The 26,714-nt window shown below is 70.6% G+C and carries 20 protein-coding genes; 10 read left to right on the top strand and 10 right to left on the bottom strand.

Features of this window, described 5'->3' with window-relative positions; translation table 11 throughout:
* The first annotated feature begins 40 nt into the window (after window positions 1-40).
* The gene (gene paaZ / locus AB0F17_RS30040; RefSeq protein ID WP_358029498.1) at window positions 41-2,065 is read left to right on the top strand and encodes a phenylacetic acid degradation bifunctional protein PaaZ; all 2,025 of its coding nucleotides are present in this window, start codon (window positions 41-43) and stop codon (window positions 2,063-2,065) included.
* On the opposite strand, the gene AB0F17_RS30035 is transcribed toward paaZ, so the two are convergent.
* A complete protein-coding gene (locus tag AB0F17_RS30035) occupies window positions 2,043-3,509 on the bottom strand; it encodes a vanadium-dependent haloperoxidase (RefSeq protein ID WP_358029496.1) in 1,467 nt (488 codons plus the stop codon). The two genes, paaZ and AB0F17_RS30035, sit on opposite strands and share 23 nt — an antisense overlap.
* A 220-nt stretch (window positions 3,510-3,729) precedes the next feature.
* On the opposite strand from AB0F17_RS30035, the gene AB0F17_RS30030 reads away from it, so the two are divergent.
* From AB0F17_RS30030 to AB0F17_RS30015, 4 genes are all read left to right on the top strand, one after another.
* Window positions 3,730-3,963 carry a hypothetical protein gene (locus AB0F17_RS30030; RefSeq protein WP_358029493.1) on the top strand — a complete coding sequence of 78 codons (234 nt, stop codon included), beginning with the start codon at window positions 3,730-3,732 and terminating at the stop codon, window positions 3,961-3,963.
* A gap of 2 nt (window positions 3,964-3,965) precedes the next feature.
* Window positions 3,966-4,640 carry a hypothetical protein gene (locus tag AB0F17_RS30025; protein WP_358029490.1) on the top strand — a complete coding sequence of 225 codons (675 nt, stop codon included), beginning with the start codon at window positions 3,966-3,968 and terminating at the stop codon, window positions 4,638-4,640.
* Between the two features lie 110 nt (window positions 4,641-4,750).
* The gene (locus AB0F17_RS30020) at window positions 4,751-5,248 is read left to right on the top strand and encodes a SigE family RNA polymerase sigma factor (RefSeq protein ID WP_358029488.1); all 498 of its coding nucleotides are present in this window, start codon (window positions 4,751-4,753) and stop codon (window positions 5,246-5,248) included.
* Window positions 5,245-5,970: a hypothetical protein gene (locus tag AB0F17_RS30015; protein WP_358029486.1), complete on the top strand. Its 726-nt coding sequence runs from the start codon at window positions 5,245-5,247 to the stop codon at window positions 5,968-5,970. The genes AB0F17_RS30020 and AB0F17_RS30015 overlap by 4 nt, the downstream gene beginning before the upstream one ends.
* 48 nt (window positions 5,971-6,018) lie before the next feature.
* Here AB0F17_RS30015 and AB0F17_RS30010 read toward each other — a convergent pair whose 3' ends face one another.
* From AB0F17_RS30010 to AB0F17_RS29990, 5 genes are all read right to left on the bottom strand, one after another.
* A complete protein-coding gene (locus tag AB0F17_RS30010; RefSeq protein ID WP_358029484.1) occupies window positions 6,019-6,855 on the bottom strand; it encodes a TauD/TfdA family dioxygenase in 837 nt (278 codons plus the stop codon).
* A gap of 181 nt (window positions 6,856-7,036) precedes the next feature.
* Entirely contained in the window at window positions 7,037-9,640 is a 2,604-nt protein-coding gene (gene rph / locus AB0F17_RS30005; RefSeq protein ID WP_358029481.1) for a rifamycin-inactivating phosphotransferase, read from the bottom strand.
* Between the two features lie 162 nt (window positions 9,641-9,802).
* Window positions 9,803-10,285: a GNAT family N-acetyltransferase gene (locus tag AB0F17_RS30000; protein ID WP_358029479.1), complete on the bottom strand. Its 483-nt coding sequence runs from the start codon at window positions 10,283-10,285 to the stop codon at window positions 9,803-9,805.
* 146 nt (window positions 10,286-10,431) lie between these two features.
* Window positions 10,432-11,868: a hypothetical protein gene (locus AB0F17_RS29995; protein ID WP_358029477.1), complete on the bottom strand. Its 1,437-nt coding sequence runs from the start codon at window positions 11,866-11,868 to the stop codon at window positions 10,432-10,434.
* Window positions 11,869-12,241: 373 nt separating this feature from the next.
* A complete protein-coding gene (locus tag AB0F17_RS29990; protein WP_358029475.1) occupies window positions 12,242-12,883 on the bottom strand; it encodes a helix-turn-helix domain-containing protein in 642 nt (213 codons plus the stop codon).
* A gap of 56 nt (window positions 12,884-12,939) precedes the next feature.
* Between AB0F17_RS29990 and AB0F17_RS29985 the strand changes: the two genes are divergently transcribed.
* On the top strand, window positions 12,940-13,389 hold the full coding sequence (locus AB0F17_RS29985) for a VOC family protein (RefSeq protein ID WP_358029473.1): 450 nt from the start codon (window positions 12,940-12,942) through the stop codon (window positions 13,387-13,389).
* A 171-nt stretch (window positions 13,390-13,560) separates the two neighbouring features.
* Here AB0F17_RS29985 and AB0F17_RS29980 read toward each other — a convergent pair whose 3' ends face one another.
* Entirely contained in the window at window positions 13,561-14,775 is a 1,215-nt protein-coding gene (locus AB0F17_RS29980) for a hypothetical protein (protein WP_358029471.1), read from the bottom strand.
* 67 nt (window positions 14,776-14,842) lie between these two features.
* On the opposite strand from AB0F17_RS29980, the gene AB0F17_RS29975 reads away from it, so the two are divergent.
* Window positions 14,843-16,222, top strand: coding sequence for a citrate synthase (locus AB0F17_RS29975; protein WP_358029469.1), 1,380 nt, complete (start codon window positions 14,843-14,845; stop codon window positions 16,220-16,222).
* A 75-nt stretch (window positions 16,223-16,297) separates the two neighbouring features.
* On the opposite strand, the gene AB0F17_RS29970 is transcribed toward AB0F17_RS29975, so the two are convergent.
* From AB0F17_RS29970 to AB0F17_RS29960, 3 genes are all read right to left on the bottom strand, one after another.
* Complete coding sequence (locus AB0F17_RS29970; RefSeq protein WP_358029466.1) at window positions 16,298-19,471, bottom strand: chromosome partitioning protein ParA; 3,174 nt, start codon at window positions 19,469-19,471, stop codon at window positions 16,298-16,300.
* Between the two features lie 88 nt (window positions 19,472-19,559).
* Window positions 19,560-21,017: a hypothetical protein gene (locus AB0F17_RS29965; RefSeq protein ID WP_358029464.1), complete on the bottom strand. Its 1,458-nt coding sequence runs from the start codon at window positions 21,015-21,017 to the stop codon at window positions 19,560-19,562.
* 95 nt (window positions 21,018-21,112) lie between these two features.
* A complete protein-coding gene (locus tag AB0F17_RS29960; protein ID WP_358029461.1) occupies window positions 21,113-22,312 on the bottom strand; it encodes a hypothetical protein in 1,200 nt (399 codons plus the stop codon).
* Between the two features lie 183 nt (window positions 22,313-22,495).
* On the opposite strand from AB0F17_RS29960, the gene AB0F17_RS29955 reads away from it, so the two are divergent.
* From AB0F17_RS29955 to AB0F17_RS29945, 3 genes are read left to right on the top strand one after another with little or no spacing between them, the layout of a single operon-like run.
* Window positions 22,496-24,589, top strand: coding sequence for a hypothetical protein (locus tag AB0F17_RS29955; protein WP_358029459.1), 2,094 nt, complete (start codon window positions 22,496-22,498; stop codon window positions 24,587-24,589).
* A gap of 16 nt (window positions 24,590-24,605) precedes the next feature.
* A complete protein-coding gene (locus AB0F17_RS29950; RefSeq protein WP_358029457.1) occupies window positions 24,606-25,583 on the top strand; it encodes a MoxR family ATPase in 978 nt (325 codons plus the stop codon).
* Window positions 25,584-26,663, top strand: coding sequence for a DUF58 domain-containing protein (locus AB0F17_RS29945; RefSeq protein WP_358029455.1), 1,080 nt, complete (start codon window positions 25,584-25,586; stop codon window positions 26,661-26,663).
* The last annotated feature ends 51 nt before the right edge of the window (window positions 26,664-26,714 follow it).

Raw genomic sequence — 26,714 nt, 5'->3', positions numbered from 1 at the left:
TGAACGTCCGGTAGGTAATTCATCGAGGAGGGACCCCGCGGTGACTCCGCTACGCAGCTACGTGTCCGGCCGGTGGCAGGTCCCGCCGGACGAGGGTGTGCCGTTGAAGGACGCCGTGACGGGCGAAGAGGTGGCCCGCGTCTCCGCGACCGGCGTCGACCGGGCTGCGGCGCTGGCGTACGGCCGCGGTGTGGGCGGTCCCGCGCTGCGGGAGCTGACCTTCCACCAGCGCGCCGCGCTGCTGAAGGCGCTCGCGCTGCACCTGCGCGAACACCGTGAGGAGCTGTACGCGCTGTCCGCCCGCACCGGCGCCACGCTCGCCGACTCGCGCTTCGACGTGGACGGCGGCATCGGCGTGCTGTTCTCCTACGCGAGCAAGGCCAAGCGCGAGCTGCCCAACGACACCATCCTGGTCGAAGGCCCGGTCGAGCCGCTGAGCAAGGGCGGCACCTTCGTCGGGCAGCACATCTGCACGCCGCTGCCGGGCGTGGCGGTGCAGATCAACGCCTTCAACTTCCCCGTCTGGGGGCCGCTGGAGAAGCTCGCGCCCGCGTTCGTGGCCGGGATGCCCAGCCTGATCAAACCGGCCAGTCAGACGGCCTACCTGACCGCTCGCCTGGTGGAGCTGATCGCCGAGTCCGGCATCCTGCCCGAGGGGAGCGTGCAACTGCTCTGCGGGGAGGCCGGTGACCTGCTCGACCACCTGACCGAGCAGGACCTGGTGGCCTTCACCGGGTCGGCGTCCACCGCGCTGCGGCTGCGCCACCACCCGGCGGTGACCGGCCGCTCGGTGCGCTTCAACGCCGAGGCCGACTCACTGAACTGCTCGATCCTCGGGCCCGACGCCCGTCCGGGCACGGCCGAGTTCGACCTGTTCGTCAAGCAGCTCGTCACCGAGATGACCGTCAAAGCCGGGCAGAAGTGCACCGCGATCCGCCGCGCGCTGGTCCCCGCCGAGGTGATCGACGACGTCGCCGAGGCGACCGCGGAGCGGCTGGCGCGGGTGAAAGTGGGCAACCCGGCCAACCCGGACGTACGCATGGGCGCGCTGGCCGGCCTGGAGCAGCGCGAGGAGGTCCGGCGCGCGCTCAAGGCGCTGCTGGACGCGAGTCGTCTCGTCTACGGCAGCCCCGACAGGGTGGACGTGATCGACGCGGACGCCGAACGCGGCGCGTTCCTGTCACCGATCCTGCTGCGCGCCGACGACCCCGAACGCGGCGAGCCGCACGAGGTGGAGGCGTTCGGACCGGTCAGCACCCTGCTGCCTTACCGTACGGCCGAGCAGGCCGTCGAGCTGGCCGCGCGGGGACACGGCAGCCTGGTCGGGTCGATCGTCACCGCGGACCCGGTCTTCGCCCGGCAGGTGATCATCGGCGCCGCCCCCTGGCACGGGCGGCTGCTGGTGCTGAACGAGGAGGACGCCAAAGAGTCCACCGGGCACGGCTCCCCGCTGCCCGCCCTCATTCACGGCGGCCCCGGCCGGGCCGGCGGGGGCGAGGAGATGGGCGGCGTCCGGGGCGTGCTCCACCACATGCAGCGCACCGCGGTACAGGCCGGGCCGTCCATGCTCAGCGCGCTGACCGGACGCTGGGTGCCCGGCGCGCCCCGGGCCGACGGCGAGCACCCGTTCCGCAAGCACCTGGGACGGCTGAAGGTGGGGGACACGGTGGTGGCGGGCCCGCGCACCGTGACCCTCGACGACATCGAGCACTTCGCCGAGTTCACCGGCGACACCTTCTACGCCCACATGGACGAGGAGGCGGCCCGCGCCAACCCCTTCTTCGGCGGCCGGGTCGCGCACGGCTACCTCGTGCTGTCGTTCGCGGCCGGGCTGTTCGTCTCGCCCGACCCCGGCCCGGTGCTGGCCAACTACGGGCTGGAGAACCTGCGCTTCCTCACCCCGACCTTCCCCGGCGACGCCCTGACCGTGACCCTCACCGCCAAGCAGATCACCCCCCGCGAGGACGCCGACTACGGCGAGGTGCGCTGGGACACCGAGGTCACCAACCAGGACGGCGCCGTGGTCGCCAAGTACGACGTGCTCACCTTGGTGGCCAAGGGCTGACCGCGCTGCTTGAGCCGCGTCCCGACCAGTAGGCCGCCGCGCGCTGCCACGCCGCGTCGCCGACCGCCCGGCCGAGGGCGCGGCCCCGCAGGTCGCCGGCGCGGAAGTGGATGCCGCCGTACCTGCGCGACATCCCGGCCTCGTCGGCGGCGTCGCTGAAGGTACGCCAGCGCAGCGTCACGTCGTACGTGGGGCTAACCCCCGGCTCCACCTGCGACGAGCCTGTCGCGATCACCGTCGAGCCGCCGAACGCGTCGCCGCCGGTGAAGCGCCGCAACACCTCGGCCGCGGCCGCGCTGAACGTGCTGTGGCCGGAGACGTACTCGGCGAACGGCGGCGTCGGGAACGTCGGCACCTGGTAGGGCACCCACGTCGCGCCGTCGATCACCCGGCCGCCCCAGGTCGCGATCTGCTGCCCCTGGTACAGGAAGCGGACCGCGGTGATCGGGCGTACCGAGTCGTAGTGCCGCTTGACCTCCCACGAGGCGATCCCGGCGTCCTGGACCGAGTTGGCCAGCGCGAAGAACATCTTCACGTCCTGGTCGAGGCTGTGCCCGTCACGCGAGGAGACCTGCTGGGCGAACAGGCACCAGTGTCCCGGCGGCGTCTCGCTGTTCGGGCCGTCGGCCCAGTATTCGGCGATCGCCTTCTGGCGGTCGGTCAGCGCGGCGGTGCCCGCCACGATCTCGGCCGCCTGCGCACGGTAGGCGGCCGTGCCGTACGTCGCGGGCGCGGGCACACCGCCGGCCAGGTCGCGCGCGCGACCGCTGAAGGAGGCGACCCCACCCCAGTGCGGCGCCAGGAACGGCGGCGTGACCACCACACCCGCCTTGTTGCGGTACGTGAGCGGCTGCCACCGGCTCGGATCGTTGACCGTGGTCAGCGGGTCGGCGACCACCATCGGGGCGTTGACCGGCGCGTAGCCGGTGGTGTCGGCGTAGCCGCCGAGCTGGTTGGCGCCGTCGGCGTGCCGGTATTCGAGCACCGCCGTGCAGGCGGCCAGACCGGTGCGGGCCGGCTGGCTGGACTGGTCGGCCGGGTCGTAGCCCAGCTCGGTCATCAGCGCGTCGAACCCGGCCCGCTGCGCCGGATAGAGATCGACCGCCGCTTGATGGGCCGCGTAGCTGATCGCCTGCGCCCGGTTCGCCGCGGTCCGCTCGGCCGCGGGCCGCCGCAGCGACCCGCCCAGCCGGGTGCCGACGGCGACCGGGTCGTAGGCGGCCCACGCGTCATAGGCGCAGGTGTGCACGGTGGCCAGCGCCCTGGCCACCAGCGGCGGGCCCAGCGTGCCGGCACGCACCGCCGCCAGCAGCGCCGTGTTCCACCTGACCACCACGTTGGGCTGCGTCGTCGCCGCCGGGTGCGCGGGTAAGGCGGGCAGGACGAGCGCGGTGGCGGTCACCAGGGTGAGTGCGACCGCGCGTAAGGACGTTGGGACGGGCATGGCATGTCTCCTCGCGTTGCGGGCCCCCGTGCGCCCGGTAGAGAGAGGCTTCCATGGTCGAACTCACTTTCGAGCTATCCCGCCGGTAAGAGCTGCCTTCCCACGCGTCGGGGCCCGTCCGTGCGGCGTTTGACACGTTTATGGCTAACCGCTATCTATTGGCTAGCCGTTAGGGGCCAACCTGGCGAAGCTGGAGACGTTCTTCACGCCATGGCACGCGGTGTTCTATTCCGGCTTCGCCGTGGTCTCCGGCTGGATCATCTGGCAGGTGTGGCGCAACGTGCGCGCCGGACGGCAGGGGCTGGCGGCCGTCCCCACCGGTTATCTCGCCGGGCTGATAGCGATTCCCGCGTTCGCCGCCTTCGGGTTCGCCGACATGATGTGGCACACCATCCTCGGCATCGAGACGACCATCAACATCTTTTCAGTCCGTCACACCTCGGCCTCGTCGTGACGATGATGCTCATCATCACGACGCCGCTGCGCTCGGCGTGGAACGCCCCCGACGTCGGCGCCCGGCCGTCGCTCGGCCGCCTGCTGCCCGCGCTGATCGGGCTCGCGTTCGCCACCACGCTGGTGTCGCTGTTCCTGTCGTACGGCGACGCCCTGCAGTACCGCCCAGCGGGCATCGTCCAGGCGTTCTCCATGCTGCGGGACTCGGGCGCCGGACAGCGGGGCGCCGGCCCCGGACCGGTGGGCCCGGGCGCCGACCGGGTGGCCGCCGCGATGGTCGTCACCAACGTCATCATGCTCAGCCCCGTGCTGTTCCTGGTGCGCCGCTGGCTGTTGCCGTTCGGCTCGGTGACCGTCATGTACACGATCATGGTGCTCATGCCGGGTGCCCAGACGGGATTCCGCAACGTGCCGATCCTGCTGTCGTTCGTGGTCGCCGGGTTCGTGAGCGACCTGCTGATCCGCCGGCTGCGACCGTCGGGTGAGCGGCGCGCCGCCTACTGGGCCTTCGCCGGGCTGTCGGCCTTCGCCACCTGGTCGCTGTACATCGGGGTCGCCTCGGTCACCGGGGGCGGCGTGCCCACCGTGCCCGAGCTGTGGACCGGCGCGCCGGTCATCGCCGGGCTGCTCGGGCTGGCGCTCGGGGCACTGCTCCTGCCCAACGCGGTCACCGCTTGATCGCCCAGGTGCCAGGGAGCAAGCCCTTCAGGCGGTTGGCGGCTCTTGTCACCCGGAGCGCCCCTCCAGCCGGTAGTACACCGTGAGGCGGTATCGAGCTGGAGGACACGATGGCGGATGGGTTCGCCGAGTATGTCGCGCAACGACATGAGCGGTTGTGCCGTACGGCGTACCTGCTGACCAGGGACTGGGCGACAGCCGAGGACCTGGTGCAGACCGCCCTGGTCAAGGCGTGGGCAGTGTGGCGCAGGATCGAGGCCGACCCCGACCGGTACGTGTACCGCATCCTCGTCAACACGCACGCCTCGTGGTGGCGGCGGCACTGGCGGAACGAGGTGCCGACCGAAGTGCTGCCCGAGGGCTCGATCGAGCCGGACTTCGAGACGAGTGTCGCGGAACGCTCGGCCCTCTGGGTGGCGGTCGGTGACCTGCCGCCCCGGCAACGCGCGGCCCTCGTCCTGCGCTACTTCGACGACCTGACTCCGCAGCTGGTGGCCGACGCGCTCGGCTGCTCGGTCGGCAGCGTGAAGAAGCAGCTCAGCAGGGCGCTGGCACGGCTGCGCGTGGATCCCGCACTGCACGACCTGAAGATGGAGGCGCTCCGATGACCCAGTACACCGAGGACGACCTGCGGGTGGTGTTCGCCGAGCACAGCGCCCGCGAGGACGGGCGGGCGCCCCTGGTGAGCGAGATCAGGCGGCAGGGAACCAGGACGCGGCTGCGCAGGCGGGTGACGGCGGGAGCGGCGCTGGCGGGGGCCGCCGCCGCGGTCGTGACGCTGGCCGGCGTCGTGGTGCCGCGGCTCGGCGATCCGACCGCGGGCTCCACGGCACACGTCCTGACGGCGGCCGGACTCCCGCAGACCGTGACGAGCCCGCAGGGGCCGCTGTCGTTGCTCTTCGGCCAGACCTACCAGGCTGTGGGGGAGAGGGTGCGGGTCACGTACCGGCCGACCAGCGTCTACACCGGTTTCGCGATCAAGTGCGCCGATCCGAAGGTGTGGCTGCTGGTGCGGGACGCACAGGCCACATGGAGCAATTTCGGCCGATGCGGCGTACGGGGGAGCGGCCTCGACATCCAGCAGCACGAGACGTCCGTGACACCGGACTGGCTGCGGGCACCGCAGACCCTGGAGATCTGGGTCTTCCCCGCCGACACGCCGATCTCCGGCTCGCCCGGTTGCACCCTCGCCGACCGGCGGGAGGGAAGGTGCGATCGATCGTGGGATCGCGAGGTGGTCCCCAAGATGCCGGAACGGGTGGCGGCCGAGCTCGGCCCTCAGCAGGGCAGCACCTGGACGGTAGGGATCTATGACAAGGCCGGCTCATGACCCGCGTCGCGACGTCCTCCTGGCCGGCGTACTGCGCGGGCGGGCCCATCAATCCAGCCAGATCCGGGCGAGGCGGCGGCGGGCGCGCGGGTCTTCGGTGAACGCGGTACGGCCGTGCAGGACCACGTCATTGTTGACGAGCAGGAGATCGCCCGGCCGTAACGAGAAGCGCAGCACCATGTCCTGATCGGCGAGGACCTCGTCGAAAGCATCCAGGGCGGCCACGGCGCTTGGCATCAGCGGTTTCCCGGCGGCTTCCTGACCGCGTTCGATCCAGTAACGGTTGTACTGCACGCGGACCCGGCCCGCGTTCCGCCTGAAGACCGGATAGACGCGGTCGAAGTCGGAGACCGTGCCCGCGCCGAAGTGGAAGTCCTCGTAGAGCTCCGGCAGCAGGTCGGGGCGCTCGTCAAGAAGCCGGTCGTGTACCGCGTGGCCACTCACCAGCAGCGATTCTCCACCGCGAACGGCCGCGCGGAGGCAGAGCAGGCCGACCAGATGCGGCGGGCCGGGCGGGCCGCCCCGGTCGGTGTGGAAGGCGAGCCCCTGGTCGTCCATGCCTCTGCGCGGCTGGTTCGCGCCGGTGGTCACCAGGCCGGTCTTCTGGGCGCGTGGCGTACCGATGAGCGAGCCGAACGTGTAGCACAGCAGGTCGATCTGCTCCTCAGACCAGCCCCCGACCGGCCACCCCCGGATCACCACCAGACCGGGGCCTTCTTCGAGGGCGGCTTTGGCCTTCTCGGCCAGGAGCGTCAGCGCCGGGATGTGGAACTCCGGTTGCGCTCCGGTGAGCGGTTGGTCGATGTGGCGCAGCCAGTCCTGTTCGCGCAGGGTGGATCTGGCCCATGCCGCCGGGCCGCCTGTCGGTGTCGCGTTGGTCAGCATCGTGGTCTCCCGATGATCGTGCCACCTGTACTACGGCGTACCCGGTTCACCGCTGATGCCGCCTCACTCGATGAGTAGGCCGGGGCGTCCGAAGAAGGCCGCAGGCGTCACGCCGATCTCGCGGCAAAAGGCGGCGGCCAAGGTGCTGGGCGTTTGGGATGGGCCTTCTCGGTGTGGCCGGTCAAGGCAGGATCTCGACGTACCCGTCGGTTCCGTGCACGCGGATCCGCTGCCCGTCCCGGATCAGCCGGGTGGCCTGCTCCACGCCCACCACGGCCGGCAAGCCGTATTCCCGGGCGATCACCGCGCCGTGGGTCATCAGGCCGCCCACCTCCGTCACCAGGCCAGTGATCGCGACGAACAGGGGCGACCAGCTGGGATCCGTGTAGGCCGTGACCAGGATGTCGCCCGCCTCAAGATCTGCCTCCGCCATGTCGAGGATGACGCGGGCCCTCCCCTCGATGGTCCCGGCGGAGACCGGCAAGCCGATCAGGGCGCCAGCAGGCACGTCGTCGCGCCTGTACACCCCGGTGATGGCCTCGCCATCCGACGTGAGCACCCGGGGCGGCGTGAGCGCCTGGTACGACCGGAACGCGTCCTTGCGCTGCTGGATGAGCCGGTCATCCACCTGGTTGGTGCGCACGACGTCGTGGAGCTCCTGGAACGTAAGGTAGAAAATATCCTCCTTCTCAGGAAGCACGCCGGCCCGCACGAGGCGCTCGGCCTCCTCCAGCAGGGCCTGCTTGTAGACGAAGTAGCGGCTGATGATGCCGTACTTCGGGTACTCCCGGTACCCGATGAAGGTCCGGACCCGGTCGATCATCCGCTTGGTCTCGCCGGCCTTCTGCTCCCCGTCCGGCAGTGCCCGCAAGCGTGACAGCACGTCCTGTTCCTTCCGCTGCGCCTCCTGCCGCCCTTGCTCGAAGCGCCGCTCGGCGGCACCCGGCTCGAAGAGCTTGATGTTGTCGAGGATCACGGGCACGAGCGTGGTGGGGCGTTCGCTCCAGCGCGGCCTCGTGATGTCGATCTCGCCGACGCAGCGCATGCCGTACAGGTCGAGGTAGGCCTCGATGGCGTCGCGCGCTTCGGTCCCGCCCGCGAGCTTCGGCAGTTCGTCCAGGAAGCCCTCGCCCTCGACGCCCTGCAGAAACGCCACCACCTGCGGATACGGACGGATCACGTCCGCGACATCGAGCAGCGCCAGCCCCATCTCCGACGTGACGTTGTCGGGGGCGGACAGCGTGAGTGTGTCGGCCGCGTTCTTCTCGCCCAGCCACTCCCGCAGCTTGTCGTTGAGCCACCAGGTGGCCTCCATCCCCGCCATGATCGCCTGCATGCTCAGCGGATCACTGAGGACCCGCTTGTGCTCCTTGAAGGCCTCCAGCAGGAAGTCGAACACCGCCGGTCCGGTCTGCGGCCGGATGTCGCGCCGCAGGGCGGCGATGGACGCCTGGCTGCGTCCGATCAGCTCGGTGACAATGGCCGGATCGGTCTCGATCGGGGCGGACGCGCCGCCGACCGGCGGCCCGCCGGGACCCCCGTCCGGGAGCGACGGGACGAAGTCGCCGCGGTCGAGGACCGTCTCCAGCGCGTCCCTGATCAGCGGATCGGACCTCCCCGCCATCTCCAGGAGGCCGGCGCGGCTCGCGGGCGAGGCCAGGCGCCGGGTGGCGTCGACGAACAGCCGCCCGCCGGCCTCGTGCATCGGCGCCATGGCCGTCAGCTGCCACACAGAAACGCCCAGCGGCTTCATGGGGTCGGTCATCATCTGCTGATGACCGACCGAGAGGTAGACGTGATTCTCCCGGTCGCCGGTCGCGGGGATGGGGATGGGGAACAGCGTGGTGATCGGCCGGCTCTGAACGATCTGGAAGTCATCATCCACCAGGCACCATTCGATGTCCTGCGGGCGGCCGAAGTGCGCCTCGATCCGCCGGCCGAGCTGCACGAGCCGCACGACCTGCGCATCCGTCAGCGCCGGCAGCTCCTGCCGCCGCGGGTCGATCGCCAGTACCTGCGTCCCGCCGGCCGGCGAAGCGTGGATGGCACGCTTCTTGGCGGCAACCGCCTTGGTGACGATTTCGCCGTCTCGTACCTTGTAGACGTCCGGGTTCACCAGGCCGGAGACCAGGGCCTCGCCGAGGCCGAAGCCGGCGTCCACGGTGGCGACCTTCCGGTTGCCCGTGACGGGGTCGGCCGTGAACACGATGCCGGCCGCATCCGGGAAGACCATCCGCTGCACGACCACGGCCATGCGGACCTTCCGGTGGTCGAAGCCGTTGCGCAGGCGGTAGGTCACGGCCCGCTCGGTGAACAGCGACGCCCAGCACCGGCCGACGTGCTGGAGGATCGCCGCCGGACCCACGACGTTCAGGTAGGTGTCCTGCTGGCCGGCGAAGGATGCCGTCGGCAGGTCCTCTGCCGTCGCGCTGGATCGCACGGCGTAGGCGGCGTGCTCGCCGAACTTCGCGAGCGCGCGGGTGATCGCCGCCGCGAGATCGTCAGGGATGGCGATCCCTTCGATGGTCCGGCGGATCTCCGCGCTGAGCGTGCGGATCATCTCCCGGTCATCCGGGTTCAGGCGCGACAGCTGATCGAGCCGATCGTCGATCGACGGCGCTTGCGCCATGATCCGCCGGAAGGCGTCCGTCGTCACGCAAAAGCCGGCCGGCACCCGGATGCCTTCGATCCGCGACAACTCCCCCAGATGCGCGCCCTTGCCGCCAACGACCGCGACCTGCATCTCGTCAACCTCTTGAAGATCCAACACCTGCTGCTCGATCATTGCGACACCTCCGAGGCAACCGTGCTCCGTCGCACCGCGCCGGCCGACCGAATCACCGGCGCCTCACGCTCTGCCGAACCTCTTGCTGGGCACGTCCCCATCTCTCGCTGCCTTCCCTTCGACGAGCCACCACCCACGGTGCCGCCGCCGAACGAGCCGGCGTCAGCGCGAAATCTGGTCAACGTTCGATGCAGGGTCGCCGGCACCAGGCGCCCGCACGGCTTTCTCATAGCAGCGGGTCAACGGCTGATGCGTGTACATCCCGTAGGGCTCGACACGCACGTATCCGCTGTCTTCGTACAGAGAGATCGCCTCGGGCTGCTTGACGCCCGTCGCCAAGCGCACGGTCTGATATCCCATGTCCCGGGCCAGGTCCTCCAGTGCCGCCAAGAGCATCCGGGCGAGTCCCCGCCCACGGAATTCGGGCGTGACGTACATGCGTTTGAGCTCACCGGTGTCCGCACTCGCCGGCTGGATGGCGCCACACCCGGCAGCACAGGTCCCGACATAGGCGACGAGATAGCGAGCTCCCGCCTTGACGACAGACCGACCCTCGGCTCCGTAACGGCGCACCAGCTCGGCGAACGCGGCATCGAGCAACCCGGCCAGGTCGGCATCGGCAACGGTCCGTTCCTCGATCAGCATGCACACATGTTATGAGCTGATTAATCCGTCGCCCCGATCGCGCAGCAAAACTCCGGCTCACCGTACGAAACCGCGTTCCCGAGCAGGGCAGGCTGACCAACGAGGACCTGCGAAGAAGAATGCGCAGGTCAGCCTCTCGGGCCTGCTCAGCGGATGAAACAGACGGAAAGGTTGCCCGTGATGGGGTCCTCGCCGTAGTCGGACCAGTCCGCGTCGCCCGCGAACCGAGTCCAGTCCGCCTCACTGATGGTCTCCCGGCCAGGCATGCTCCCGCACAGGGTTTCCACTGGATCCGCGACGATCTTCCGCAGATCGGCGAGGTTCCACACAGACAGCCCCCTGTCGGGGCTGGTCATCAGGGCGACTCGGCCATCAGCGCCCAGCGCCACGCTGTTGATCTCCTGCGTGTATCCCTTCAAGTTGGCCAGCCGGGTAGGGCGGGCCGGATCGGAAAGGTCCCACAGAAAGCCCGTGCCACTGCCACCAGCCATGAGGGCGGTCTTGCCGTCCGGAGTCAAGGCCACGTCGTACATGTCCCTTGGGGGCAGGGCCAGCATGGCGGTGTGAGTCGGATGCGTCCGGTCGTCGAGTCTCCAGACATCAGCCCGGTCCGGATTCGCGACGACGATCGTACGCCCGTCCGCGCTCATGGCCGTCGCCTCGGCGAAGCCGGCAGGAAGGTCTAGATCAGCCCGTTTGACCGGCCGCACAGGGTCGGCCAGGTCCCATACGATCACCGTTTTGTCCTCGCCGCCGGTGACGGCGGTCCGGCCATCCGCGCTCAGCATCACGTCCCGTACGTAAGAACGGTGGGCTTTGGTGATCGACAGGCGCACCGGACGAGACGGGTTGGCCAAGTCCCACACGATGATATTGCCGTTGAAATCGGCCGTCACGGCGATGCGCGCGTCACGGGTCAATGCCACGGCCCGCACGCTGTTCGCGAAATCGTCTTTCGGATCGCCCGGCAAAATGGCGAGCCGGGCCGGATGCGCCGGGTCCGTCAGATCCCACACGATCGTGGTGCCATCGTCGCCGCCGATCAACGCGGTGCGGCCGTCGAATGACAACACCAGTGCGCTGACGCCTTTCTTGTTTCCCTTCAGGACGGCGAGCCGATCGGCTTTGTCGGTGAATGCGACCTCGGGATCAAGCCAGGTCCTGAGGTCCCGCACGCCCACCCCATCGGTGTCCCCGGTGAGAGCGATCCGCCCGTCGCCGCTGAGAGCCACCCCATCAACGCCTCTGGGGGCGAGCGAGTAGACGTCCGTACGACGCCACATGACGAGAGTGTCTATCAACCCTGCCCGGGTCTGCTCATCCGCGTGGATTTTGACCGCGGCCAATCCGAGATCCCGTGCTTTGACCGGGTCGTCATCGCGGAGTTCCGCCGCATGCAGCGCGAGCCTGCGGGCCACCGCGACACGCTCCTGCGCCGATGCCCTCTCGTGCTCGCGCCACACCACCGCCCCCATGACCACCAGGCAGACGACCAGCGAGGCGGCGAGCACGACAGGGAGCATTCTCCCGCGCGGTAGACCGCGTCCCGGCGCGACTGCCTGCGCTTCGACCGTGTCGTTCAACGTCTCTCCTTCAGAACCTCGGCAGGCCGTGAGGCACGTCGGCTCGGACGGTCGGTGAACTTCCTCGAGTCAGAGCGGCATGTACTTCGTGCGGTGAACGTACATATAGCTTGACCCACGCGCAAGCGAATGGACTGTGGGTGAGAGGCGGGCAATCGCTGATGTGGATCGAATTATTGGCGATATTCCGTAGCAGCCTCTTAGCCGAAAATCGTCAATTCAGATAAGCCTGTGTCTGCTTCGCGTCGACCCAGATCAACAGTTACGGCCCGAAGAGATCCACGACCGGCTTCGAGAGGCGCGTTGAGCGGAGAGGGCCGGGTGCTCATCCAGTCCCGGCCTGGACGGTCCTCGCCGGTGGCTTGCCGCTGGTTCAGCCGAGCAGTTCGCGGGTGGCGGCGTTTTCGATCCAGGCGGCGTATCGCTCGACCGGCCAGCCGCGGTGCCGGCGCAGTAGCTGGTGCATGTGGGGTGAGGCGAGCGCGTAGAGGGTGTCGGCCGCGGTGGTGGGATCGAGGCCGTCGCGGAGTGCGCCACGCTGGTGCAGCGCCGTCGTGAGGGCGAGATGCACCCGGTGGGTGGCGTCGGCCCCGGCGTCGGCGGCGGCGCGCATGTCGGGGTCCGCGCCGGCCGCTTCGACGCTGACCATGATCAGGTCGCCGGCGCGTTCGAGTAGGTCGGTGCTGTAGGTGATCAGTTGCGCGATCGTGGCTCGCGGGTTGATCTGGTGGCGAGCGGCGGTCATTTCGGGACGGTCGAAGACCCGGACCGGTTCCTCGTCGCCCACCGTGGCCACGCTCAGCGTATGGGTGAACAGCGCCGCCTTGGTCGGGAACGCATCGTAGAGCGTTCGTTCGCCGACACCCGCCGCGGAGGCGACCTCCCGCATCGTGGTGGCGACGTACCCGCGCTCGACGAAAAGCCGTGCGGCGGCGTCCCGGATGCGCGCACGGGTGGCCGCAGCCGACGCGGCGCGCGCCTCGGATCGGTATGCCCTCTTGACGTTGCCGGCCATGCGCTGCATCCTACACATATTAGCCGCAGTTGGACTGCGCTCAATATGGAGGTCCGATGACCAGCCCGATCCTGTCCGGCATCCATCACGTGAAGATCCCGGTGTCCGACCTCACTCGGTCCGTGCAGTGGTACGGGCAGGTCTTCGGATTCGCCGTGACCACGGAGTTCCCAGAGGCCGACGGCACGGTGCTCGGTGTCGCCGGCACCGTGCCCGGGCTCGGCGAGACCCAACTCACGCTGCGCGTCAACCGCGACGCCGCACAGGGATGCGTCGGGTTCGACCCGGTCAGCTTCGCCGTTGACGACCTCGCCGATGTCCAAGCCTGGGCGACCCACCTCGACACCCTCGGCGTCGCCCACTCACCGGTGATCGAGGCGACAGTCGGCTGGCTCCTGGTCTTCGACGACCCCAACGGGATCAGCCTGCATCTGTACAGCTGGGCGGGGCACGGCGCCGACCACTCCGACCGGCCCGGCTACGGACGAGCAGTTACCACTGCATGACCAGCGCATACGGCGCCCAGTCGCGGGCCGGTCCCGCCGGCGGCCAGTACGTACTGACCACGGTCACTGGAGGCTTGCCGTGGACGCGGCGGAGCGGACCGCGGATGGTACGCCGGCGAGATCATCGCAGCCGGGGAGTGCTCAGGCACGACCGCTGGGCTTGGAGGGTGCTCAGTCCTGTCCGGGGAACAGCAGTGACAGCTCCCGCGGATAAGCCGCGATCAACCGCAGTTCGTCGTCCGTCAGCGGCCGGCCGGTCATCGCGTTGCAGAGCTGCACCAGCCGGAACGCCAGATCCTCCTCCCGCACCTCCACGCCGAGCCCGTCCATGACGTGCCTGAACCCGGCCTTCCCGCCGTACTCGCCGGTCAGCACGACCCGCCCGCTGCGCGCGTGCCAGTCCTCGGGGAACGGCCCGAGCGTCGCCTCGTCGTACAACTCGTAGTTGCCGTGATCCTTCAGCGCCCCGTCCGCGTGGATGCCCGACTCGTGCGCGAACGCGTTGCGCCCCACCCCGACCTGGTTGTACGGCAGCGCCTGCCCGAACGCGTAACTCGCCCACAGCCCGAACCTGCGCGCCCACGACAGATCGATGGCGTCACCGATCTCCGCCTCCAGCCCGAAGCCGTGCTCGAAGGCGAGGATGGTGGACAGCAGATCGGCGTTGCCGGAACGTTCGCCGATGCCGTTCACGCAGGTGTTGATCCACGCGTCCTGGCCGGCCTCCAGGTCGCCGAGCGCGCCCGAGATGGAGTTGGCCACGGCCAGGCCGAGGTCGTTGTGGCAGTGCGTCTCGATCGGCAGCCCGACGGCCGAGGCCAGCTTGGCGAAGCGTTCGCGGATCCGGTCGGGCGTGTCGCCGCCGATGGTGTCGCAGTAGCGGACCCGGTCGGCGCCCGCCTCCTTCGCCGCCAGCGCGAACTCCAGCAGGAACCCGTCGTCGGTCCGCGACCCGTCCTCCGCGTTGACGCCCACGGTCAGCGCGCCCGCCGACTTGGCCGCCCGCACGGCCGCCGTCATCTCCCTGATGATCGCGCCGCGGTCGAGGCGGCCGCGGAACTTGTTCTGGATCATGTAGTCCGACGTGGAGATGGACAGGTTGTAGTGCTTCAGGCCGAGCGGCGCCGCCTGTTCCACGTCCTGCGGCACGCCGCGGCACCAACCCGACAGCCGCAGCTCGCCGAACGCGCCCGCCTCGGCCAGCGCCGTCTGCGCCCGTACGTAGGGGACCTCATGGAACAGGAAGGGGAAACCGATCTCGGACTGAGCCACGCCGAGTTTGGCCAGGTAGAAGTTGACCATGGTCTTGCCGAACTTCGACAGGCCGGTGCGCGCGGTCTGCACGCCGTCCCGGTTGGTCACGTCAAGGAAATGAACTTTGGGCATGCCCACACGTTGACACGCTCGTTCAATGTGTATCAATATTGATTTTCATCAACATGGGAGGCTGGGTGTGGAGTGGATCGACGCGGCGACGGCGGCCGAGCGGCTCGGTGTGAAGCCCGCCACCCTCTACGCGTACGTGAGCCGCGGGGTGCTCAAGCGCCGCCACGGTGACGATCGGCGCAGCCTGTTCGACGCGGCGGAGATCGAGCAACTGGCCCGGCGTGGGCGGCCGCGCAACCAGCCGCCGGAGCTGGTCATCGAGTCGGGCATCACCGCACTCGGCCTCGACCGCCCGTACTACCGGGGCCTCGACGCCCTCGACCTGGCCACGACCACGGATTTCGAGACGGTGGCCGAATGGCTGTGGACGGGAGACCCCGAGGTCTTCACCCTCGCCCCCGAGCACGGCTCCGCCCCCGAGCACGGCTCCGCCCCCGAGCACGGCTCGGGCTCAGCGCACGGCTCCGGCTCAGCGCGCGGCCGGATGCACGGCTGGATGCGCGATCCCGACACGTCGCAGGCCGCCGTCGCAGCTCAGCGCGGCCTCCCCGAAGGGCTGCTGCCCCTGGACCGCCTCCAGGTGATCACCACGGTCCTCGGCGCCACCGACTCGCTCCGCTACCAGCTCGATCCCGCCTCCGTCGCCGCCAACGGCCGCCGCCTCATCTCCGGCCTGGTCGACTCCCTACCGGCCCTCCACCCCGGGGGCGTCGACTCCCTACCGGCCCTCCACCCCGGGGGCGTCGACTCCCTACCGGCGCTCCACGCCGGGGGCGTCGACTCCCCGTCGGCCCGCAACGCCCCCGGCGGTGAGTCGATCGCCGAGCGGCTCTGGTCCCGGCTGTCCCCGCGGGCCGCCAGCCCACCTCTCCTCGCCGCGCTGCGGGCCGCGCTCGTGCTGCTCGCCGACCACGAACTGGCCGCCTCCACCCTGGCCGCCCGGGTGGCCGCCTCCGCCCGGGCCGACCCGTACGCCGTTGTGCTGACCGGCCTCGGTGTGCTCGGCGGCCCTCTGCACGGCGGCGCGTGCTACGCGGCCGAACGCCTGCTGACCGAGGTCAACGAGCCCGGCCAGGCCACCCGCGTGATCGCCGAGCGGGTACGCAGGGGCGAGCGCATCCCCGGCTTCGGCCACAGCGTCTACAAAAACGGCGACGCCCGTGGCAGCCTCCTGCTCGACCTGGTGCAGGAGGCCGCTCCGGACCACGAACGCGTCGCCGTGGCGCGGGCCGTCCTGGCTGAAGTCCGTCGGCGCCGCCTGCCCGAACGGAACGTCGACTTCGCCCTCGCCGCCCTCGTCGGAGTCGCCGGGATGGTGCCAGGGTCCGGCGAGGCGATCTTCGCGGTAGCCAGAACCGCCGGGTGGCTGGCTCACGCGATGGAGGAGTACGCCAAGGGCTCCCTGCTCCGCCTCCGCGCCTCGTATGTCGGCCCGCTGATCAGGTGATGCTCGTTGATCACAGGCGCGAGACGTGTCCCCTGATGAGGTGACAGTCCCGCGCACATGGGGCGTACCCGCAGATCAGGCGCTCCTGTCGACATACGCGGCCAACGCCCGCACTCGTTCCGCGTGCTCGTCGTGTCCGACGATCACCGGCGGCTCGTTGTACGGCATGGCGTCCGACGAACGCCTGAGCTTGATGTACTGGCCGCAGGCGTCGATCGCGTACGGCTCCATGTCGTCCTGGAGCGCCCCGATCACCGTGATCCCGTACGTCTCGCCGATCCGGCGGAACAGCGCCACCGCCTCCCGCCGGTGCTCCTTGCCCAGGTTGCGGCCCAGTTCGTCGAGGACCAGGCACAGATGCCCGCCGCCGGACGACGCGATCGCCGCCGCGCACACCAGCTTGACCGCCTTCTCGTCCATGAGCGCGGTGTTGGCCCGCCGGTTGTACGGGACGAAGCCCTGGCCCTCGCCACGCCGCCACTTCGGGGTGACGCGCCATTGCCAGCGCTGTTCGGGGTCCGCGGGCGCCGGTGGCACCGGGAACTCCAGGGTCGCCCCATAACCTCCGTACGACGTGTCGAGCTGCTCGAACTCCTCCGCCACCCGCGTGAGCCTGGACTTGATCGCCGCCGTCAACGCCGCCCGGTGGACGGCCGTCGAGCTGGCCGCCTCCTCCGCGCCCTTGTCGGCCGCGGCCAGGTCGCGCTGCCGCGACACGACCTGCGCCTCGATCTGGCGGCGCTGATGCTTCTCGTACTCCTCCTGCCCGCGCAGGTAGGAGGCCAGCGAGCCGCACACCGCCGCGAACGTCGCCTGCTCCCGCGCCGTGCTCCCCCCACGCTCGGACAGCAGGAACCGCAGCTCCTCCGGGATCTCCGCGTCCTCCTCCGGGAACGTGTCGCGCAGCGACTGGTCGAAGTGGCGTTCGGCGATGCGCCACCATTCCTCGGCGGTACGCGAACGTTCGTCCTCGGGCAGCGCCTTCAGCCACTCACGCGCCCCCTCGGCGGTGCCGCCCCAGTCGGCGGCCAGCGCCTCGACCTTGAGCGCCTCCCGCTCGCCGCTCACTCTCGTCTCGTCCTGACGCGACCGGGCCCGCTCTCCCTCGTGCCGCTGCCGCCGCCCCTCCAGGCGTTCGATCTCCATGTCCTTCGTGCGGGCCCGGAAGTCGAGCGCGCCCGCCTGCCGCTCGGCCTCCGCCACCGCGGGCGTCAGCTCCTCCAGCGCCGCCGTCAGCTCGCCCAGCCGCGCCCGCCGCCCGGCCAGCTTCGTCTCCAGCTCGGCGAGCCGCACCCCCGCTTTGGCCCCCTCCAGCCGCCGCTGACCCTCCGCGACGCCTTCTTCCCCATCTCGTACGGCCTGCGCGGCCGTCTCCTGGATGTCCCTGGCCCGGTTGAGCCGGTGCTCGGCGGCCTTGATCCGCGCCTCCCGGCCGGTCGCCTCCCCGTCGAACGCCCCCACCACACTCACCCCGGCAGCGCTCACCAGCACCGACCCGGGCAGGTCGGCCAGCGCGGCCGCGGCGGCCTCGAGCTGGTCGGCGTCGACGATCACCGCATGCTCATGGGGCCAACCCCGCAGTTCTTCCAGCCCGAGCCCACTCGCCCCGACCGCTCCCCGGGCACCCCCGCGAGACGCTTTACCAGCGGATCCGTTCTCGGGGCCATGGGCGCGGGCGTAGTCGCGCGCCTGCTCGGCCACGTCCAGCGCGTCCAGGAGGCCCGTCGCCCCGACCCCGGCCGTGGCGAGCGCGTTGAGCTGCGCGGCGGCCGGACCGCCCTCGGCGTCGTCCAGCGCCGCCTGGGCCGAGGCCACCTCGCGATCGGCGACACCCAGCGCCTTCAGCGCCTCGTTGAGCCGCAGTCGCGTCTCCCGCAGCTCCCGCTCGGCCGTGGGCACATCGCGGCCGTCGGCGAACCTGCGCGTCTCCTCCAGCGCCGGGATCAGACCGCGCAACTCGTCGGCGGAGTTCTCCGCCACGGCCCGGTCGGCGTCGAGCTTGGCGGCCCGCGCCTGCATCACGGCCAGTTCCTTGCGCGCCTCCGCCACCTTCCGGTCGAGCGTGTCGTCCTTCAGCGTGGTGGTCTCGGCCTTCACCTTGGAGATCGCCTCGGCCGCCGCCTCACCCGCGGCCCGGTGCCGTTCGAGCTCGGCCACCAGCAGCTCGTCCTTGGCCGCCGCGTCATCCAGCTTGCGCGCCTGCCGCCCACGCCAGCACCGCAGCCCGTCGGCCAGCCGGATCCGCGCCTGATCGCGCCGGTCGAACGTGGTCAGCAACGCCCTCGACTCCGCCTCGAACTCGGCCAGCCGATCACCCGCCTGCGCCGCCCGCACCCGCTTGGCGTGCTCGTCTCTGCGGGCCTCGCGCTCCTGCTCAAGCTCGGCGTCGAGACCGGTGAGGGCCGCGATGGCCTCGAACACGCGCTCCGGCGAGATCTCGTTGAGCGGCTGAGAAAGCAGGTTGGTGGCGACCTTGCTCCGGACCGAGGTCGACAGGAACGACACGCAGCGGATGCGGTCGCCGTACAGCACCTTGGTCAGGTCGCGGGCCACCACGTCGCGGCGCCCGGCGGACTTGGGCAGCGTCGCCCACATCTCGTCGGCGCGCACCACGCGCTCGGCCTCGGACGCGGCGGAGGCCAGGTGTACGCCGTCACGCCAGCGGATCTCCAGGTGAGGGGCCTCCTGGTTGACCTTGAGCCAAACGGTGACGGCCCCGCCCGAAGTGTCGGGCACGGCGAACAGCTCGCCGCTCTCCGGACCGGGCTCGGCGGATTCCGGGCCCGCGCCGAGCCGGGGAGACCCGGCCCCTGGAGCAGCGGCGTCGGGGGAAACCGAGGCCAGCGTCTCGACGAGATCGGTCGGCACCGCCTCCGCGGGGGTCGCGGGCGGTTCGGTGGTGTGCGGTGGGAGGTCGAAGGAGGCGCCCGGCGGGCCGAAGACGCCGACGATGTAGCCGTGGTCGGCGCTGGCCCACTGGCGGGCGCCCGCGCCGCTGGCCAGTTCGGCGTTGAACAGCAGCTCCGACACTGCCTTCGCGCCCGAGGCGAAACGCCACTGCTCGTCACCCAGCAGCGCCGTGATCGACGCGATGAACGACGACTTGCCCGCGCCGTTGGAGTCCTTGGGCCCGGCGCCCGCGACGACGATGAGCGTGCCGGGGACGGTCGGCACCGGATGGGTCGAGAGCCGTGAGATGTTGACCGCCTGCATGGCGATCAGCACCCGGTCCCCGACGACGTTCTCCACCTGCGACACCTGTAACCCCCGTAGTCCTTCCATTTCACCGCGCCGCCCCGGTTGGGGCAGATGCTCGTTGCCTGCCTGGTCCGGGCGGCTACCCGGCCGATCTGCGAGCTCGTACGGCCGAGGCCAGCGGGCTGTGTGGCCCGGCCGCCAGGATCAGCTCCTCCTGCAGCCGGCGCCGCGCCGCCGGGGTGAGCCGGTGGAACTGGGGCCCCGGCGCGTATCCGCCGGCCTCCTCACCCGCCTTCACCTGGGTCAGCAGCCCGGCATGCCGCAGCATCCGCAGCGCCGCCTCCAGCTCGCCGATCGGCAACTGGGTGTGCCGGCGCAGCTCATCGACGGGAGTGGGATGCGGCGACAGCCAGGTGTCGTCGGGCAGCAGCCCCTCCGCCCGCGGGATCGCCACCGAATGCACCAGCACCAGCGTCAACACCGCCCGCTCACTCTCACCAAGCCCCGACGCGGGCCCCGATGTGTGTCCCGACGCGTGCCCCGGTGCGGCTTCCGACGCGGGCCCGGAGGCGTGTCCCGATGCGGCTTCCGGCGCGGACCTCGAAGTGGCTCCCGATGCGGGCCCGTGTCTGGGCACCGGCTCGTCGCGGTAGGCGTCGTCGTAGCCCGAGGTCCATCGCTCCCGGTGCTGGATCAGCGTCCGGCCGCGCCGGGCGAGCATCTCGCCCAGCGTGTGGCGGAGCGCGGGGTCGCGGAGTCCGCCGAACCGGGCCTCCAGCACCGGCTCGGCACCATGCTCCACCGCCATGAACGCCGCCACCAGCTCGGCCCGCCGCCGCTCGTCATAGCCGCCCAGCAGATCATCGAACTCCGCCTCGCCACCCTCGACCCGTCCCGCCGCCATCGCGAAATCCAGCGCTCTCGGAGACGCTTGCCCCGCGCTCGCCGCCGCCTGCGACCTTTCCATGACGGTCGCCACCGACGGCTCTTGCGTGTCGGTCGCCTGCGGTTTTTCGGTGGCGTCCGGCGCCTGCTGCCCTTGCGCGCCGGTTGTCACCGGTGGGCCTTCCGTGGCGGCTGCCACGATGTCGGCGTCCGCCACCACGGTGAGGTCACGATGTTCCGGCACGGGAATGCGCCGGACCAGCTCCTTGAGCTGGGCGTGCGACTCGACGGGCCACAGGGCGCAGCGCGGGCCCAGCGAGACCACGCCGTCGGACATGACGATCCACGCCGAGTCGTGCAACCGGCGCAGCGCCCCGATGGCCCAGTTGCGCATCAGGTCGTCGGAACGGCCGATCAACGCCCGGTAGGTGTCCAGGATCAGCTCAGCCGGCGCCGGAGTGCCCGGCCACGGATCGACGGACAGGTCGCTCCAGCAGCACTTGAGCGTCGCCGCCAGCACCCGCCGCGTCTCGCCTGCGCGCTCTACCGCGACCGGGGGCACCTGGTATTCGTCGAGGAGCGAAGGGGTGGCCGAATCGGGCCACACGGGCAGTGCCTGGCCGGTGGAGTCGGGCCGCGTGAGCCGTACCATCCCAGGAGACGCGGCGACACCGGCCCCCAGCCGCAGCGGACCACCCGACCGCGCCCGCACGTGAGCGACCGCGCCGTCGCCCAGCAGGCGACGAGCACCAGCACCCGCCGAAGAGCGGCCCGCATCACCAGACCCTGAAGATTGACGAGTGCCGCTCATGAAGTGCGCTCCAGAAAACCGTGCGACAGCCAGGCCGGTTCTTCCCCCGGCGAGATCGTGAGATCGTCGGCCCACACCAGCCGATAAGGCAGCTCAGGCCGCAGATCAACCGTCGTAAGATCGGCCAGCAGCCGCCGCGCCGACGGCCAGTCGGACCGCAGCACGCCGGCCAGCGCCACCCGCGACGACGCCCCCAGCAGCGACTCCGCCACTTCGGTCAGCCGCTCGATCGCCGCGCTCGGCGAGGAGTCGAGCGAGTCTGCCGGGCCTTGGTCGGGAAGCGTGGAGCGCGGGGGAGTGGGCTGGGCCGGGGCGGGCCGGGGCGCCTCGTCGACCGCGTGGGCGATCGCCGCCGGGTCGTGCCAGGGCGCCGGAGCGTCGAACACGAAGCCGTCGAGCACCGCCGCGAGTCGCTCGCGCGAAGCGGTCTGCGAGAACGTGCGCCACGTCTCGGTGGGCAGCAGCGTCAGGTTGCGGGTCGTGCCCGCCGAGTCGGCCAGGCGCCCCGCTGCCCGCCGGGAGGCGTCGCTGTAGGCGTAGATGGCCGCCCGCAGGTCGGTGCAGACCCGGTCGAGCACCGGCCAGCGGGTCAGGATCGTGCCGTGCAGGCTCTGTGCCCGGCGCGCGATCTCCTCGGTGCCCCACAGCTTGGGCGCCTGCTCGCGCAGCTCCTCGATCGTGCCGGTGGTGAGCGTGATCAGCTCCAGCGCCCACAGCCGGAACGCCCTGGCCAGGTTGGCGGCGCTCTGCCTGGCCTCCTCCATGGTGGTGCGCGGGTCGGCGACGTTGAGGTCTTCGAGCGCGAGCAGCCGGTGCATCTCGGACTGGCCGCCGTCGTCCATCATCCGCCTGATGAACATCAGCCCGACCACGCTGGTGAACGACGCGCGATAGCGCAACTGGTTGGGCTTGGGGAACACCTCGCGGATCGCGCCCAGCCCCTTGAGCACGCGCAGCCGGTTGTCGAACTGGTCGCCGGGGTAGGCGCGGCAGGCGAAGCGCATCTGCTCGTGCGTCAGCCACTCCTCGCCCGCCTCCGCGAACGCCGCGAACAGCGTCTCGGCGATGTCGACCAGGGCCGGGTCGTCGACGACCGCGCCGCTGTCGCGGGCCAGCGCCGCGAACATCCGGCGATAGGTCGACAGCACCGCCTCCTCCGAGAGCGCGGCGTCGAGGGTCAAGGGCTGTTCGGGCACGGGCTCTAAGGTACGGCTTCCGACCGACAATCTTGGCCTGACCTGACGGGCTTACCTGCGCGTAGTCAGGGCCGCACGCTAGTGTGCTTCAGGGTAATACGGGGGCAAACGTTAAGTAATCGTACGTACGGGGTGAGTGACGCTTTGCGTATCCACGTACTCCGTGGAGACCGCGCTACGGCCGTGATCGCCGGTGTGGTGGCCGCGATCCTGGTCGCCGTGGCGGCCGTCTTCGGCGTGGGCGTCTCCAGCGCCAACCCCAAACTGGCCGACGTCGGCGCCTGGCTCTGGACCAAGGCCCGAGGCAAGATCGTGCACGTCAACGGCCTGTCCGGCGAGGTCGACGGCTACCTGAACAAGAAGTCGGCCACGCAACTGCGCGTCGTCCAGGACGGCTCGAACGTGCTGCTCGTCGACGACGGCAGCGGCTACGTCAGCCGGATCGAGCCCGGCCAGCTCAGCGTCGCGCAGACCCGCAACTTCGGTACGGCCGGACTGCAACTCGTCGTCTCGGGCGCCGCCGGCTACGCCGTGGATCCGGCGGGCAAGGTCCAGCAGATCGACCCCGCCACGCTCAACTCGGTCGGCGCGCCGCTGTCGCTGCCGGGCCCGCTCGGCTCGGCCCGGATCGACGGCGGCGGGCGGCTCTGGGTGCCGGTGACCGCGAAAGGCGAGGTCGTACCGGTGACCAAGGGCGTCGCCGCGAACGCCCTCAAGGTCGGCGAGCCCGGCGAGGAGCTGGCCGTCACGATCGCGGGCGGCCTGCCGGTGATCGTCAACACCCGCGCCGCGACCGCCACGATCGTCGGCGCCGACGGCGGAGTCGGCGAGATCACGCTGCCCAAGGAGGTCGCCCAGGCCGCCAAGGGCGGCGTGCTGGCACCCGCCTCGACAGAGGGATCGCTGGTGCCGCTGCTCACGCCCGGCGACTCCGGGCTCCTCGTGGTGGTCGACACGGCGTCGAACTCGGTGCTCAACACCAAGTTCGCGGTGAAGGACCCGGCCGCGCTCGGCGTGCCGCAGGTGCTCGGCTCGAAGGTGTACGTCCCGGACCGCAGTACGGGCGGCCTGATCGTGTGGGACAGCGCGGCGGGCGGCCGGCCCACCACGCTCCAGGTGGCCCAGGGGCCCGGCCAGGTCGACGTGTTCGTCAAGGACGGCCTGCTCTGGGCGAACGACGAGGACGGCGACAAGGCCGTCGTCATCGACACCGAAGGCCGCAAGCATGACGTCGACAAGGACGACTCGGACGTACCAGGACCCACCAACACTCCCAAGCCCAAGCAGACCCCGCGGCCCGAACCGACGAACACCGACACCCGGCCCGACCCGACCAGGACGGCCGACCCGCGCCCGACCCAGACGGACGCCCCCGAGCCATCGCACAAGCCCACCAAGACACCAACACCAACACCAACACCGACATCGACACCGACTCCCACGCCCACGCCCAGCGCGCCCACCAAACCGGGCGCCGTCAGCGCCAAGTCGGGCCCCGGCCACGTGAGCGTGAACTTCAGCCCGTCCAGCGGCGGCAAGGTCGACCGCTACACGCTCAAGGTGTCCGGCGGCGACGGCAGGACCACGCCGCAGTCGGTGGACGGTGATGGGCCGTTCCAGTTCGAGTTCTCCGGGGGGAGCTGTGGCGGCGAGTACACCTTCACGGTCGTCGCCCACTGGTCCGGCGGCGAGGTCGAGTCGGAGCCCAGCGCCGGGGTCAAGCCCTGCGTGGCTCCCGGCAAACCGGCCAACTTCGCGGCCAAGCCCAAGAACCGCGGCGCCGAGCTGACCTGGGACGCCCCGGAGAACGGCGCCGAAGGCGTCACGTACGTGCTCTCCGGCGCGGTCACCAACGAGAGCATCAAGGGCACGTCGTTCACCGCCGAAGGGCTCAAGAACAACCAGAAGCACGAGTTCAAGCTCAAGGCCAAGAACGACGCGGGGGAGAGCCAGGACGCCGCCACGACCGACGTGGATCTGGCCTATCCGAAACAGCAATACCAGAACGCCAGCAACAACGACACCAACACCATCATCCGGCCGGGCCCGTCAACCGACGGCGAGGCGGGGAAGATCATGCAGGGGCAGTACATCACGCTGACGGTGATCTGCCAGGTCAAGGGCGCGTCCTACACCGACAAGTCCACCGGCAAGTCCAGCGACATCTGGAACCGGATCGAGTCTTCAGCGGGCAACGGCTACCTCAACGACACACTGGTGGCCACACCGGACGGGGGCGGCTTCCCGGAGGCTCCGCTCTACGAATGCACCGACTGAGATAGGGGAACCTCAGTTGTACAACGAACAGACGCAGCAACCGCAGCAGCTTGCGGCACAGTTCGCCCAGCGCTTCCAGATGCTGGCCCAGAACATCGAGCTCATCATCCGCGGCAAGCACGAAGCCATCGAGCTGGCCCTGATCTGCCTGTTCTCCGAGGGGCACCTGCTGATCGAGGACGTGCCCGGCACCGGCAAGACCACGTTGGCCAGGTCCATCGCCGCCAGCGTCGACGCCGAGTGGCGGCGCATCCAGTTCACGCCAGACCTGCTGCCCAGCGACATCACCGGCGTGTCCATCTTCAATCAGGCGCACCAGAAGTTCGAGTTCCACCAGGGGCCGGTGTTCGCCAACATCGTGCTCGCCGACGAGATCAACCGCGCCTCGCCGAAGACGCAGTCCGCGCTGCTGGAGGTCATGGAGGAGCGCCGGGTCACGGTCGACGCCGAGCCGCATCCCGTACCCAGGCCGTTCCTGGTGGTCGCCACGCAGAACCCGGTCGATATGGACGGCACCTACCCGCTGCCGGAGGCGCAGCTCGACCGGTTCCTCATGCAGATCTCCGTCGGCTATCCCGACCACGCGTCGGAGGTCGAGGTGCTCAAGGGCATGCCCACCGGGCCACAGGTCGAACGGCTGCCCGTGGTGGCGCGCGCGTCGGACGTGGCCGGGATGATCGAGTTCGCCACCCGCATCCACGTCGCCGATGCCGTGTACGACTACATCGTCGCCCTCTGCGGCGCCACGCGCACCAACCCGAACCTTCGGCTCGGCGCCTCCCCGCGCGGAAGCCTCGCGCTGCTGCGGGCCGCCCGCGTCAAGGCCGCCGCCGCCGGACGCCACTTCGTCGTCCCGGAGGACGTCAAGGCCCTGGCCGTTCCGGTGATCGCGCACCGGCTGATCCTCACCCCCGAGGCCGAACTACGCGAGGTCACCGCGGCGAACGTGCTCGGCGAGCTCCTCGCCGGGATGCCGGTGCCTCAGGCGGCCTAGGTGCTGACACCGCTGGGCTGGGGCACGCTGGCCGGTTCGGCGATCCTGTACGCGGTGGGGTTCGGGCTCGGCTACCCGGAACCCGTCGTGCTGGCCACCGGCGGGCTGCTCGCGCTGGCCGCCGCCCTCGCCTGGACCGCCCCCAGGCCGAAGCTGGAGGTTCACCGCGAGGTCACGCCGCTCAAGGTGGCGCGCGGTGACGCGGCCGTCGCGGTTCTCCACGTACGCAATCTGGGTCGCCGGGGCCTGTCGGGGCTGCGCGCGCAGGACCGGATCGGTACGGCCGAGCACACGGTCGACCTGCCCCGCCTGCCCAGACGCGCCGCCAGGACGGTGTCGTACCCGCTGCCCACCGACGTGCGCGGCGAGATCCCCGTGGGCCCGCTCCAGCTCGTCCGCGCCGACCCGTTCGGCCTCACCCGCAGGATCCGGCAGTACGGCCAGGCGGCCACGCTCCTGGTCCGCCCCCGCACGGTCGCGCTGCCGGTGCCCCCGTCGGGCCGGGCCCACCACTTGGAGGGCCCCACCAGCGACAACGCTCCCAGCGGCACGGTCACCTTCCACACCCTGCGCGAGTACGTCGTCGGCGACGACCTGCGCCACGTCCACTGGAAGTCCAGCGCGCGCACCGGCACGCTCATGGTGCGCCAGCTCATCGACGCCAGCCTGCCCACCACGACGGTCGTCCTCGACACCCGCGACCTCACCGAACTGGCCGTGGACGCCGCCGCCTCGGCCGCCGTCGCCGCCGCCAGGTCCGGCTTCCCCGTGCGGGTGCTCACGGGCGAGGGCCCGCTCGCCGAGACCAAGTCCGACCCCGAGATCGTGCTGGACCGCCTCGCCCTCGTCCAGTCCGCCGGTACGGCCGGCATCGGTGAGGCGGTGCGGCTGGCCCGGGGAGGCTCGCTGGTCGTGGTCACCGGCGACCCCGCCGAGGCGGCCCGGGCGGCGGGGTCGCGGCGGCGGTTCGACCGGATCATCTGCGTATATATCGGCACAGGTCCGCTCAGCGCCCCCGGCGTGACGGTCGTCCCCATCACGGAGCTGGCCGCGTTACCGCTGGCCTGGGGCACACGGTGAAACGCCGCCGAACGGAGCCTCAGACGCCCACACCGCCACCGACGGCGCCTT

Origin of the sequence: Nonomuraea sp. NPDC026600, from assembly GCF_040638335.1 — a bacterium.
In the GTDB taxonomy this organism is placed as follows: Bacteria; Actinomycetota; Actinomycetes; order Streptosporangiales; family Streptosporangiaceae; genus Nonomuraea.
The sequence above is the reverse complement of the archived record's forward strand: the minus strand, read 5'-3'. Positions and strand labels throughout refer to the sequence as shown.